This is a genomic window from Micromonospora sp. NPDC048843 (assembly GCF_040649965.1).
In the GTDB taxonomy this organism is placed as follows: domain Bacteria; phylum Actinomycetota; class Actinomycetes; order Mycobacteriales; family Micromonosporaceae; genus Micromonospora; species Micromonospora hortensis.
On sequence record NZ_JBEZGJ010000030.1, the window covers coordinates 20,665 to 33,115 of the forward strand.

The 12,451-nt window shown below is 71.4% G+C and carries 14 protein-coding genes; 10 read left to right on the forward strand and 4 right to left on the reverse strand.

Annotated elements, in window-relative coordinates; translation table 11 throughout:
* Positions 1-11: 11 nt before the first annotated feature.
* From AB0C20_RS10290 to AB0C20_RS10300, 3 genes are all read left to right on the forward strand, one after another.
* A complete protein-coding gene (locus AB0C20_RS10290) occupies positions 12-764 on the forward strand; it encodes a hypothetical protein (RefSeq protein WP_357188317.1) in 753 nt (250 codons plus the stop codon).
* A gap of 2 nt (positions 765-766) precedes the next feature.
* Positions 767-1,753: a nucleoside triphosphate pyrophosphohydrolase gene (locus AB0C20_RS10295; RefSeq protein WP_357567752.1), complete on the forward strand. Its 987-nt coding sequence runs from the start codon at positions 767-769 to the stop codon at positions 1,751-1,753.
* Positions 1,754-1,903: 150 nt separating this feature from the next.
* Positions 1,904-3,523: a DUF885 domain-containing protein gene (locus tag AB0C20_RS10300; RefSeq protein WP_357190435.1), complete on the forward strand. Its 1,620-nt coding sequence runs from the start codon at positions 1,904-1,906 to the stop codon at positions 3,521-3,523.
* A gap of 25 nt (positions 3,524-3,548) precedes the next feature.
* Here AB0C20_RS10300 and nudC read toward each other — a convergent pair whose 3' ends face one another.
* Positions 3,549-4,418, reverse strand: a complete 870-nt coding sequence (gene nudC, locus AB0C20_RS10305; RefSeq protein WP_357567753.1) for an NAD(+) diphosphatase — start codon at positions 4,416-4,418, stop codon at positions 3,549-3,551.
* Positions 4,415-5,110 (reverse strand): hypothetical protein, encoded by a 696-nt coding sequence (locus AB0C20_RS10310; protein ID WP_357190439.1) that lies wholly within the window; start codon positions 5,108-5,110, stop codon positions 4,415-4,417. The genes nudC and AB0C20_RS10310 overlap by 4 nt, the downstream gene beginning before the upstream one ends.
* A 213-nt stretch (positions 5,111-5,323) precedes the next feature.
* Here AB0C20_RS10310 and eno point away from each other — a divergent pair, with 213 nt between their 5' ends.
* Genes eno through AB0C20_RS10330 form a run of 4 tightly spaced genes read left to right on the forward strand, consistent with a single transcriptional unit; the run spans position 5,324 to position 8,403 of the window.
* Positions 5,324-6,607, forward strand: coding sequence for a phosphopyruvate hydratase (gene eno, locus AB0C20_RS10315; RefSeq protein ID WP_238683158.1), 1,284 nt, complete (start codon positions 5,324-5,326; stop codon positions 6,605-6,607).
* A gap of 32 nt (positions 6,608-6,639) precedes the next feature.
* Positions 6,640-7,278 carry a septum formation initiator family protein gene (locus AB0C20_RS10320; protein WP_357190441.1) on the forward strand — a complete coding sequence of 213 codons (639 nt, stop codon included), beginning with the start codon at positions 6,640-6,642 and terminating at the stop codon, positions 7,276-7,278.
* Between the two features lie 34 nt (positions 7,279-7,312).
* Positions 7,313-7,870 (forward strand): DUF501 domain-containing protein, encoded by a 558-nt coding sequence (locus AB0C20_RS10325; RefSeq protein WP_091397196.1) that lies wholly within the window; start codon positions 7,313-7,315, stop codon positions 7,868-7,870.
* A complete protein-coding gene (locus AB0C20_RS10330; RefSeq protein WP_357567754.1) occupies positions 7,867-8,403 on the forward strand; it encodes an amino-acid N-acetyltransferase in 537 nt (178 codons plus the stop codon). Before AB0C20_RS10325 ends, AB0C20_RS10330 begins: the two co-directional genes overlap by 4 nt.
* 1 nt (position 8,404) lies before the next feature.
* On the opposite strand, the gene AB0C20_RS10335 is transcribed toward AB0C20_RS10330, so the two are convergent.
* Positions 8,405-9,295 (reverse strand): PHB depolymerase family esterase, encoded by an 891-nt coding sequence (locus AB0C20_RS10335; RefSeq protein ID WP_357567755.1) that lies wholly within the window; start codon positions 9,293-9,295, stop codon positions 8,405-8,407.
* Between the two features lie 97 nt (positions 9,296-9,392).
* On the opposite strand from AB0C20_RS10335, the gene AB0C20_RS10340 reads away from it, so the two are divergent.
* Positions 9,393-10,400 (forward strand): helix-turn-helix transcriptional regulator, encoded by a 1,008-nt coding sequence (locus AB0C20_RS10340; RefSeq protein WP_357567756.1) that lies wholly within the window; start codon positions 9,393-9,395, stop codon positions 10,398-10,400.
* 120 nt (positions 10,401-10,520) lie between these two features.
* Positions 10,521-11,465 carry a Ppx/GppA phosphatase family protein gene (locus AB0C20_RS10345; protein ID WP_357567761.1) on the forward strand — a complete coding sequence of 315 codons (945 nt, stop codon included), beginning with the start codon at positions 10,521-10,523 and terminating at the stop codon, positions 11,463-11,465.
* A 117-nt stretch (positions 11,466-11,582) separates the two neighbouring features.
* On the opposite strand, the gene AB0C20_RS10350 is transcribed toward AB0C20_RS10345, so the two are convergent.
* Entirely contained in the window at positions 11,583-11,774 is a 192-nt protein-coding gene (locus tag AB0C20_RS10350) for a hypothetical protein (protein WP_357190448.1), read from the reverse strand.
* A gap of 88 nt (positions 11,775-11,862) precedes the next feature.
* On the opposite strand from AB0C20_RS10350, the gene AB0C20_RS10355 reads away from it, so the two are divergent.
* Positions 11,863-12,207, forward strand: coding sequence for a hypothetical protein (locus tag AB0C20_RS10355; RefSeq protein ID WP_357190450.1), 345 nt, complete (start codon positions 11,863-11,865; stop codon positions 12,205-12,207).
* Positions 12,208-12,451: the final 244 nt, after the last annotated feature.

Below are 12,451 nucleotides of genomic sequence, written 5' to 3' on the forward strand. Positions count from 1 at the left end.
GAGTGACGGCTATGCGTGCTCGCCGTCTTGCCGCCGTCGCCACTGTGGCGCTCGGCCTCGTCGCCCTCTCCGGTTGCCGTGCTGAGCCTGGTATCGCCGCTTACATCGGTGACCAGCGCATCACCGACGTTCAGGTTTCCACCGCAATGAAGGACCTGCGGACGAAGAACCCGGCGCCGGAGTCATCCGCCAGTGCGCAGCCCGCGGCGCCGCAACCGACCCTGCCCAAGGTGGCCGACGTGGTTCGGACCATGGTGCTGACCAAGGTGTGCGAGAAGCTCTCCGCCGAGAAGAACTACCAGCCGCGCGGCCAGGTGGCGGCCGACCAGGCCGCCCAGCAGCTCGGTCTCGACCCGGAGACCGGGCACGTGCGGGAGGTGGCGAAGCTCTTCACGTGCCTGTCCGGCTTGCCGGCCGAGCCGGTCGAGCCGACCAAGGAGGAGATCGCCGACGTGATCGCCGCCGGGCGTGCGGCCGGCAAGATCCCCGCCGAGGTGACTGATGCCGACGCCGCCCAGCAGCTCGACGGCGAGCAGCTACGCGGCGCGCTGGCGACCAAGAGGATCCTCGCCGAGGCGGTCGGTCGTTACGACGTCACAGTCAGCCCTCGGTACCGTCCGCTTGAGTTCCCGCTGCTCAGCTTCTCCGGTGACGCACCCGCTGTGAGTGTGCCGTTGGGTGAGCCGGGCTCCGACGCGGTCACCGACATTTCCACCCCGGAGGGGCCGACCGGGACGCCGGAGGCCGAGGGCACGGCCAGCTGAGCATGACCGCACGGATCGTCCTCCTGGTCACCTCACCCCGGTTGCCCGCCGGCCTGTTGACGGCCGCGGCGTGGGACGTCGTACGCCAGCACCCGGTGTTGACCGGCGCGGACAGCGAGTTGACCACGGCCGTGCGCCAGGCGGGCGCCGAGGTCACTGTGGTGGACGGCCCGGCGACGCAGCTGTTGCTGGACGCGGTGGCGACACACGGCACCGTGGTGTGGCTGGCCGGTCCGGCGGGTGACGAGGCGCTGGCCCGGGAGTTGGGTCTGCGGCTGGCCCGGCAACCGGGGTTGGCCGAGATGGAGCTGATGTACGGCTCGTGGGATCCGCCGGGTGCCCGGCTGCTCGACGCGGTGGCCGTGCTGGATCGACTGGCCTCTCCGGGTGGCGACCCGTGGAAGCGGGCGCAGACGCACCGCAGCCTCGCCGGTTACCTGCTGGAGGAGAGCTACGAGGCGTACGACGCCATCAGGGCCGACGACACCGACGCTTTGCGCGAGGAGTTGGGCGACGTGTTGTTGCAGGTCGTGCTGCACGCGCGGCTCGCCGAGGAGTTGCCCGAGGGCGAGCGGTGGACCATCGACGACGTGGCCGGTGGTCTGGTCGACAAGATGATCCGGCGTAATCCGCACGTCTTCGCCGGTGCCGAGGCGGGCACCCTGGAGGAGATCACCGAGAACTGGGAGCGGATCAAGCGCGCGGAGAAGGCACGGCACTCGGCGTTGGACGGCGTGGCCCTGAGCCAGCCCGCGCTGGCCTTGGCAACGCAGATCCTGGATCGCGCCGCCCGCAGGGGCATCGACGTCCCACTCCCACCGGCCGACACCCAGGCGGATGCCGAGGCAAGGCTGGGCGCAGACCTGCTGGCAACGGTGGCGGCAGCCCGCGAGGCGGGCATCGACCCCGAAGCAGCTCTCCGCCGCACCACCCTGGCCCACGCCGAAGCCATCCGCCACGTCGAACCCCCACCCACCAGCCCGCGCTGATCAAGAAGTTTGCGTCAGAACTCGGCTCGTGCGTGACGCAAACCTCTTGATCAACCCGACCGTGTCGGGGCGGGGCGGGGCGGGGCGGGGCGGGGCGGGGCGGTGAGCGGAACCGGCGGCCGGGAACGGAGGGGTCGGTAGGGTGGTGCGGTGGAAGCGTTTGGGGTGTTGGCTGAGCGGGTTGTCGAGGCTCTACTGGAGTCGCGGCCGGGGGTTGCCACCGCGGCGGGTGACCACCGATTCGACGACCGGCTGCCGGACCTGTCAGTCGACGGGCTGACCGCCGATCGGGCGATGCTCTCCGACGCGGCCAACGCACTGTCCGAACTGGACCCGGACTCGCTCGACGTGGACGAGCAGGTCGACCACGCGCTGCTCACCTCATTCGTGGACCGGGAGCTGTTCGAGCTGACCGAGATCCGCTCGCACGAGTGGGATCCGCTGCGGCACAACCCCGGCCCGCTGCTGCACCCGCTGCTGGCCCGCCCGTACGCCCCCGCAGAAGTGCGGCTGACCCAACTCGCCGGCCGGCTCGCCGCCGTACCGGACGCCCTCGCCACCGCCCGCGCGACGCTGCGGGACATGCCGCGCATCCACGCGGAGACGGCGGTCGGGCAGTTCACCGGCACGGCAGCGCTGATCCGCGACGAGCTGCCGGCGTTGCTCGCCCAGGCGCCGGGCCACCTCGACCGCGTCGAGCCGGCGGCCACCGCCGCGATCGCCGCGCTGGACGAGTTCGTCGCCTGGCTGCGCACCGGCCTGGCCGCCGATGCCGGCCCCGGCCGTGACCCACGACTGGGCCGGCGCCGCTGGGAGGCCCGGCTCTGGCACACCCTCGACACCGAGTTGGGCGCCGCCGAGATCCAGCGTCGCGCCTGGGCCAACCTGGACCGGGTCACCGCGGAGATCCGCGAGGCCGCCGTCGAGCTGGTCGGTGGCCCGGCCGACGACGCGACGGTACGCCGGGCGTTGGACCTGCTCGCCGCCGAGCACCCGAACGACGCGACGATCGTCGAGCTGGCCGGGGTGACTCTGGACGAGGCGACCGACTTCGTCCGCGCACACGACCTGGTCACAGTGGTCGACGACCGGTGCGTGATCCAGGAGATGCCGGAGTTCGCCAGGGGGGTCGCCGTAGCGTACTGCGACGCGCCCGGCCCGCTGGAGACCGCAGTCGTGCCGACTTTCTACTGCATCGCGCCCACCCCGTCGGACTGGTCGGCGCAGCGGGTCGAGTCGTTCTACCGCGAATACAACGACCACATGATCCGCAACCTGACTGTGCACGAGGCGATGCCGGGGCACTTCCTCCAGCTCGCCCACGCCCGCCGCTACGTCGGCGGCACGCGGGTTCGCGCGTTGGCCGAGTCCGGCCCGTTCATCGAGGGCTGGGCGGTCTACGCGGAGGAGGTGATGACGGGGCTCGGCTTCGGCGGTCTGCCGGTGCGGTTGCAGCAGCTCAAGATGCAACTGCGGATGACCATCAACGCGCTGCTCGACCAGTTGGTGCACGCCGAGGACCTGCCCGAGGCCGAGGCGATGGCGTTGATGACCGGGCGCGGCTTCCAGGAGGAGGGCGAGGCGGCCGGCAAGTGGCGGCGCGCCCAACTGACCTCCACCCAGCTCTCCACCTACTTCGTCGGATACAGCGAGGTGGCCGAGATCGGCGCCGCCCGCCCGGACGGGGTGTCGGTCCGCGACTGGCACGACGCGATGCTCGCCCACGACTGCCCGCCCCCGCGCCACCTGCGCACCCTGCTCGGTCTCTGAGGAGAAACGCCGGGCCGCGCGGGTTTCAGCGCCGCCCGGCGGTCACCGTCGCGTCGATGAGCCAGCGAGAGATGGAGTACGCGGGCGGCAGTTGCGCCGGCAGCGCATCCAGGCCGAACCACTGAGCCTCGGTCAGCTCCCGCCCGTCGACCACCGGGTCGGCCTGCGGGTCGGCGGCACGGGCGGTGAAGCCGGCGAGCAGCACCCCCGGGCCGGAGATCGCCCACGGTTGGCTGCCAAAGTAGGCCAGCCCGTCGACGGGCAGCCCGACCTCCTCACCGACCTCCCGGCGTACCGCCGCCTCGAGTGTCTCGCCGGCCTCGACGAAGCCGGCCACCAGCGCCCACAGCCCGGTCGGCCCGGTGGCGTGCCGGACCAGCAGCAGCTCGTCAACGTGTCCGGGCGGACCGGGCCGGGTGATCGCCACCAGTACGGCGGCGGAGAGCTGCATCGGCACGTACAGGCCGCAGTCGGGGCACTGTCGGGCGGTCTCGCTGGGTCGGTCGGTCAGCTCCGCTCGGCAGGCGCCGCACCACCTGTGGGTACGCCGCCAGGTCAGCACCGCCAGCGCGCGGCCGGCGAGCGTGGCGTGCGGCTCCGGCACCTCGGCGGCGAGTGACGCCCAGCCGCGCGCCCGGCCGGCAAGGTCGTTGGCGGTGGTGGTCAAGTCGGCGCCCCAGGCGGGCACTCCGTCGAGCGTGCCCAGCGGCACCCAGTCGGTGTCGGCGGGCAGGTCGGCGACGCGGAGGGGGTGGCCGTCGACGCCGGTCAGCAGCTTCGCGCCGGTCACCGGCAGGGCCAGGTCGCCGGGGCCGGGAGGCCGGCTCCGGTCGGCCCCCGGCAGGAACCCGCCGGGCGGCGTGACGGTTGTGGGCTCGACAGGTGGATCGGTCACGAGCCGCCGGGGCGGCGGTCGACGACGTCGGCGCCGGCGGGCGGTTCGAACGCGCCCTCGTCGACGGCAGCGGAGTAGTTGCTCAGCGCCAGCTCCATCGGCTTGCCGTCGACCGGTCCGGTGAAGCTGCCGAGCACGCCCTCGGTGGTCACGCAGGCGGTGAAGTCGCCGGACGACGAGCTCTCGACCACGACGCAGGCGGCGTGGCGCCCGGCGACTGTGGTGTCACTCTGCTTGATCACCGCCTGTGGGTCGAGCGCTGCGGCGGTGAGCAGCCCGACCACCACTGGCGGCGTGACGAGGCCCTGCTGGTTGGCCTCGCCGAACAGCGTCACCGTGGGCTTGCTGCCCGGGGTGGGCGGGGTGATCAGCGTGCACTGCGGGCGCGCGGCGGTCGTCGTGCACCGGGTGATGGCCTCCGGGGTGACTGTGAGTTGCCCGCCCGGATAGGTGTACGTGGATCGCGCCGGGTCCTGCGCCTGCACGATCGCGGCGCGTTGGCCGCCGGGCAACTGGTAGTCGGCCGAGTAGGTCAACTCCAGTGCCCGATCGAGCCGGGCGGCGAGGTCGTTGACGAGTTCCGAGCGGCCCATGGCGACTCCGGCGTCCTCGAATGTCTGACAGCCGGTGACCGTGAGCGACGCGATGACCGACACGGCGAGCATGCGGAGGGTGGTCGAGGCGGCGGGCATGGCGACCAGCCTGGTGGATCTGGTCCGCGCAGCGCAAACCCGTTGCCGGTTGACGCCCGGAAATCCGGGAATGTCCGTCAACGCGGGGTGACCCGGGTGCGCGGGCGACGCCGTGCCCGTTCGCGTCGCCCGATACGCTGCGTTCAACACCTGCCTCAGCCGCACCGTCGCGGCCCACCCACGGACCGGATCACAACAACGAGGAGCGACTTAGTGGCAACCATCGAGGGAATCGTCGCCCGGGAGATTCTCGACTCGCGGGGCAACCCGACGGTCGAGGTCGAGGTCGGTCTGGACGACGGCACGGTAGCCCGCGCCGCCGTGCCCTCCGGCGCCTCCACCGGCGCCTTCGAGGCGATCGAGCTGCGCGACGGTGACGCCGACCGCTACCAGGGCAAGGGCGTGGAGAAGGCGGTCTCCAACGTCGAAGACAAGATCGTCGACCAGATCATCGGGTACGAGGCCAGCGAGCAGCGGCTGATCGACCAGAAGATGCTCGACATCGACGGCACGGAGAGCAAGTCGGAGCTGGGCGCGAACGCCATCCTCGGGGTCTCCCTGGCGGTGGCGAAGGCCGCTGCCGGCAGCGCCGAGCTGAGCCTCTTCCGCTACCTGGGCGGCCCGAACGCGCACCTCCTGCCCGTGCCGATGATGAACATCCTCAACGGTGGCGCGCACGCCGACTCGAACGTCGACATCCAGGAGTTCATGATCGCGCCGATCGGCGCGCCCACCTTCCGTGAGGCGCTGCGCTCGGGCGCGGAGGTCTACCACGCGCTGAAGTCGGTGCTGAAGAAGAAGGGCCTCTCCACCGGGCTCGGCGACGAGGGTGGCTTCGCGCCGAACCTGCCGACAAACGCGGCGGCCCTGGACCTGATCGCCGAGGCTGTCGAGAAGGCCGGTTACCGGCTCGGCACCGACATCGTGTTCGCGCTCGACGTGGCGGCCACCGAGTTCTTCGACAACGGCACCTACACGTTCGAGGGTGCCGCGAAGTCCGCCGAGGATATGAGCACCTACTACACGAAGCTGGCCGACGAGTACCCGATCGTGTCGATCGAGGACCCGCTGGCCGAGGACGACTGGAGTGGCTGGCAGACGCTGACCGCCTCGATCGGCGACCGGGTGCAGATCGTCGGTGACGACCTGTTCGTGACCAACCCGCAGCGCATCGCCCGCGGCATCGCGGAGAAGTCGGCGAACGCGGTTCTCGTCAAGGTCAACCAGATCGGCTCGCTGACCGAGACCCTGGACGCCGTGGACCTGGCCCACCGGGCCGGCTTCAAGTGCATGATGAGCCACCGCTCCGGCGAGACCGAGGACACCACCATCGCCGACCTGGCGGTGGCCACCGGCTGCGGCCAGATCAAGACCGGCGCCCCGGCCCGCTCGGACCGTGTCGCCAAGTACAACCAGCTGCTCCGGATCGAGGAGGAGTTGGCCGACGCGGCGCGCTACGCCGGCGCTGGCGCGTTCCCGCGCTACCGTTCGGCCTGAGACGCACGAAGCCTCGGGGGAGGGGTGTGACGATGCAGCAGCGCCGCACACCGGGTGGTCAGCGTCCCGCCCGCCGGCCGGGTCAGTCCGGCCGGCCGGGCGGTGGGCGCGCCACGCGGGGATCGGTCCGCGAGGCCGGCGTGCGCGCCGAGCCGCGCGCCGCCGGTCGCGCGCCGGGTGCTGCCCGCGGCGCGGAAGGCGTGCGCTCCGCGAATCGTCCCGCCGCCGCTCGGCGTACCGCTGCCGCTGGTGTCGTGAAGCGGCTCGCCGCACCCCACCCCCGTCGCTTCACCGGCCGGGCCACAGTGCTGTTCGCGGTCCTGATCGCGCTCGCTCTGGCCTACACCTATCCGGTCCGGGTCTACCTGGACCAGCAGGCCGACATCGAGCGGATGGAGGCGGCCCAGGCGGTGCAGGAGCGGGAGATCGCGAAGCTCGCCGCCGAGGCCGCCAACTGGAAAGACGACGAGTACATCAAGACGCAGGCTCGGGAGCGCTTCTTCATGGGCGAGCCGGGCGAGAAGATGATGGTGGTGCTGCACGACCCGGAGGGCGCCGCCCGGGACGCCGGGAAGTCGGCCGGTTCGGCCGCCCCGGCGGGGCCGTCGACCTGGTACGACACCCTCTGGTCGAGCGTGCGGGCGGCGGACAGCCAGCAGCCGGGCCAGTGATCCACCGACCAGCACACCAGGAGAGATGGGCACCGTGACTGTCGTACCACCGTCGGAGCCGGCGGCGGATTCCGTTCCCCTGCCGCAGCGCGAGCCGGCTACCGAGGCCGACCTGGCCGCGGTGGCCGCGCAGCTCGGCCGGACGCCCCGGGGCACCCGGGCGGTGGCCCACCGGTGCCCGTGTGGCCTTCCCGACGTGGTGGAGACGACTCCCCGCCTCGCCGACGGCACCCCGTTCCCGACGCTCTACTACCTGACCTGCCCCCGGGCCACAGCGGCGTGCAGCCGACTGGAGTCGGCGGGGCTGATGAAGGAGATGGCGGACCGGCTGACGACGGATCCGGAGTTGGCCGCCCACTACCGTGCCGCGCACGAGGACTACCTCACCCGCCGGGAGGCGATCGGCGAGGTGCCGGAGATCGCCGGCATCTCGGCCGGTGGAATGCCGGGCCGGGTGAAGTGCCTGCACGTGCACCTGGGCCACGCGCTGGGCGCGGGCCCCGGGGTGAACCCGTTCGGCGACGAGACGTTGGGCCTGGTCGAGCCCTGGTGGTCGGCGGGGCCGTGCGTGGACGTGCCGGCGGCCGAATGAGCACGCCGGCCGGGTCCGAGGCACCCGAGAGTCAGATTATCGTACGGCGGGCCCGCACCGGGGACGTCCGGGGCATCCGACGGCTCGTCGACACCTACACCAATGACCGGCGGCTGTTGAGCAAGGCGACAGTCACCCTCTACGAGCAGGTGCAGGAGTTCCGGGTGGCGGCCCGCCCCGCCGACGGCGCGGTGGTGGGTTGCGGCGCGCTGCACGTCATGTGGGAGGACCTGGCCGAGATCCGCACGGTGGCGGTGGACCCGTCCTGCCGGGGCCAGCGCATCGGTCACCGGCTGGTCGGTGAACTGATCGACGCGGCCCGGGAGCTGGGCGTGGCGCGGATCTTCGTGCTCACCTTCGAGACCCGGTTCTTCGCCTCGTTCGGTTTCCGCGAGATCGACGGCGCGCCGGTGCCGCAGCCGGTCTACGAGCAGCTGCTGCGCTCGTACGACGAGGGTGTCGCGGAGTTCCTGGACCTGGAGCGGGTCAAGCCGAACACGCTCGGCAACAGCCGGATGCTGCTGCGCCTGTAGGTCAGGCCTTGCGGGGGTGGGCGGCGAAGAACTCCCACATCAGGTCGGTGGCGGACAGCCCCGCGGAGGAGGCGGCGAGTTGGCCCCTTGTCGCTCCCGGCCAACTGTGGCCCATGTCGGCGATCGTGTAGACGCTGACCTCGCTGCCGTCCGCGCACCCCGCCACCGTGTGCGTCACACCCGGCACCCTGGACGCCTTCGGGCTCGGCCGGCAGTTGAGCCGCTGCTGCCAGGTCCGCATGCCGGCCTGGAAGCTCGAGGCGTAGCGGTCCTGGCCGCCGATGAAGGTGATCACGGAGACCGGGCTCTTCGGCACGTAACTGTCGGCGGTGGTCAAGTTTCCGCTGTAGCCACCGCTGACCACCCCGATCGCTGCGAACGTGCCAGTGCTCTCCACCGCTGCCCGGAAGCTCATGTCGCCGCCGTTCGAGATGCCGGTGAGGAACACCCGGTTCGGGTCCGCGTGCCAGGTCTGCACCAGATGGTCGGTGAGGGCGTTGAGGAAGCCGACGTCGTCCTCGCTGCCGCAGCAGATCAGCGCGTTGAAGCCGCCGCCCTGCCCGTTGGGGTAGGCGACCAGCACGTTGTCCTTGTCGGCCTTGGCGTCCAGGCCCGCCAGCTCCCGCATCGAGGTTCCGAGGCCGGGATAGAAGTGCAGCGCGATGACCAGCGCGGAGGATCTGCCCGGGTCGTAGCCCGGTGGCGCGTGCAAGAGGTAAGTGCGGTCGAGTCCGTTGTGGTGGAGGGTGAGCTGGTGGTCACCGGCCGCCGGCCGTTCGCTCGACGCGGACGGTTTGGCCGGTGGGGCCGACGAGGGTTGCCCCCGCTCACCACAAGCTGCGGCAACGACCATGAGGCAGAGCCCCGTCAACACCGCCACTGTTCGCCGCACGCCGGCCACCCCCCGTCGACCCCGCGGTCCACACTGGAGATCATTCAGCGGCGGATCAACCCTTTCGGTCCTGGGCGAAGGCAGGCAGGCTGTTGCCATGCTTCGCCTCCAGCTCGGGTCGGCCGACCTGTGCCGTGTGCGGTTCGCCGATCGGCTGCATCCGGTCGGGATCGCGCTGCTGGCTGGTCAGTGGCTGCGCGATCCCACTGTCGCGGCGATGGCGCCGACCCTGGCCGAGCGGGTGGCGGCGGCCGAGGGCACGGCTGCCGCCCAGGCGGCCACAGCGGTCCTCCGGCATCTGCTGCCCGACCGTGGACGTCTGCCGGACTTCGTCACTCCCTTCGACGGCCTGGAGTCGGTGGAGGCCGGGCTGGAGGCGATCCGGGCGACTCCGGCGCGGCGGGTCCGCGCCGAGGTCACCCTGGCGTACGCGGACACGTCGGCCAGCCCGCTGCGGCGGCGGTTCGCGGCGGCCGATCCGGAGGTGCTGGACCTGTTCGGCGGGGCTGTGCGGACCTGGTTCGACGCGGTGCTCGAACCGCACTGGGCCGAGCTGGTGTCCGCGTACCGTCAGCAGGTGGCGTCTGCCAGCCAGCGGCTGGCGCAGCATGGCCTGGCCAGCCTCTTCGCCGGTCTGCACCCGGGGATCCGGTGGCGGGAGCCGGTGCTGGAGATACGGACGTGGTGGGACGGCGATCTGCCCGGCACCGGCCACGGGATCATCCTGCTGCCCTCCCCGTTGGCCGGGCCGCGGCCCCGGGTGCTTGTCGAGCAGGGTTACCCGATCCTGCTCGTCTACCCGGTGGTCATGCCCGCGCGAGGCGCTCCCGCCGACGACGATGCCCTCGGTCGGCTGCTCGGCGTCACCCGGGCGCTGGTGCTGCGCCGACTGGCGACCGACGGAGGGTTGACCACCACCCTGTTGTCCCGGGCCTCCGGGGTCAGTCTCTCCTCGGCCTCGGAGCACGCCACCGCCCTGCGGGCCGCCGGTCTGGTGGCCAGTGAGCGGGAGGGCGGGGCCGTCCGACATCGGCTGACCGTGCTCGGCGCGGAGCTGTTGGGTGCCGGTCGTCCTGTTGAGCGTGATGCCCCTGAGTCATCTTGATGCCTGTTAGTCATCGGGCTCAGTAGGGCGACCGGGCCCGCCAGGCTGGCTGCCGCCTGCTCGGCCCACCAGGCGGGCACCGCCGGTGCGCTGTCGTAGGGTGGCGGGGTGACGACGCGTGTGGCGGCCATCGACTGCGGGACCAACTCGATCCGGCTGCTGGTCGCCGACCTGCCCGACGCCTCGGCCGGGCCGCAGGCGCCGCTGGTCGACCTGACCCGGCGGATGGAGATCGTCCGGTTGGGGCAAGGTGTGGACCGCACCGGCCGACTGGCGCCGGAGGCGATCGAGCGGACCAGGGTGGCGTTGGCGTCGTACGCCGCAGACATTGAGAAGCTGGGCGCGCAGCGGGTGCGGATGTGTGCCACCTCGGCCTCCCGCGATGCCGCAAACGCCGCCGACTTCACCGAGATGGTGCGGGCCACCCTCGGTGTCGCGCCCGAGGTGGTCAGCGGCGACGAGGAGGCCCGGCTGTCGTTCACCGGCGCGGTGCGCGGGCTGCCAGCCGACGCGAAGGAGCCGTTCCTGGTCGTCGACATCGGTGGTGGTTCCACCGAGTTCGTGGTCGGTGACCGGGCAGCCGGGGTGCGGTCGGCGATCTCGGTGGACATCGGCTGCGTCCGGATGACCGAGCGGCACCTGCCCGGTGACCCACCGACGGCCGAGCAGGTCGCGGCAGCGCAGGCCGACATCGCCGCGGTGGTGGACCGGGCGCTCGCCGTGGTGCCCGGTCGCGAGGCGGCCACCCTGGTCGGCCTCGCCGGGTCGGTCACCACTGTGGTCGCCCTCGCGCAGGGCCTGCGGGAGTACGACCCGGAGCGCATCCACCACGCCCGGGTGTCGTACGAGGAGGTCGCCCGGGTGACAGCCGAGCTGCTGGGTCAGACCCGTGCGCAGCGGTTGTCGAACCCGGTGATGCACCCGGGCCGCGCCGACGTGATCGGCGCTGGTGCGCTGGTGCTTCGCGTGATCATGGAGCGGGCCGGGATGCCGTCGGTGGTCGCCTCGGAGCACGACATCCTCGACGGCATCGCCTGGAGTCTCCAGCCGGCCACGGCGCGCTAGCGAGAGCGCTTGATCAACTCGCCTTCATTGAAACCGCGGTGTCCGAGTGCCTCGGATGCCCCGACTTCCTGAAAACCGAGTCGATCTCGGCCGATCCCGGCCCGGGTGGGCTTCGCTTCAGTCCGTCGGCAGGTCAGGCCGGTGCTGCCGGATCCACTCTTCGACGTCGGTGCGCCGCCAGATCTGGCCCATCCGCAACACCTGATGTGGGGCCGGGAAATCGCGCCGGGACGCAACTACGGAAGCCCGGGCGCGGGACACTCCGCCGAGCATGTCTCGTATTTCAGCGATCCCCACGAACTCGCCCATGGGTTGACGGTAGGTAGCGTCGATTGTTCGACGACCGTTAACAGCGATCGAGGTTGACGATCGGCAACGGCGGTAGCACGATAGGGGGATGTCGGCGTCGAACGTTCCCCCAGCTCATGAGCGCCAGCGTCGGGCGGTACGGCCGCATCTGCCCATGCGGCCGCTGTGGCTGTGCCGGGTGTGTGCTGCCCCTTGGCCCTGCCAGCCCGCGCGACTGTTGCTGGTGTTGGAGTATCGACGGGACCGGGTTGGTCTGAGCATCTACATGGCTGGCCTGCTTCTCGAGGCCACCAAAGATCTGATCAAGCTCAATCCGAACCCCGCCCTGTCCCCGGCCGACCTGTTCGCCAGGTTCGTGGGCTGGACCGCCAAGGGGCGTGCTCACGATTCGATCGGCTCGGAACGCCTGGAATGGCCCTCGCGGGGCGAGTGATCAACTCGTCTTCATCGTCATCGGGATTTTCGGGCAGCCCTGCTGTCCCGACTTTCTGAGAACGAATCGATCGCCGTCCCCGTGCCCCGTGCCAAGATCCGAGCAACTTCCCTGGTGTTGCGGCCTGCGGAGCGCGGGAGGCAGCAACATCCCTGATGTTGCGCTGATTTCTCTCGTTGATCTCGCCGCACGCCCCTTGATCGCGCTCGATCGTTGAAATAGTGGCATCCTCGAACGCCGAGGC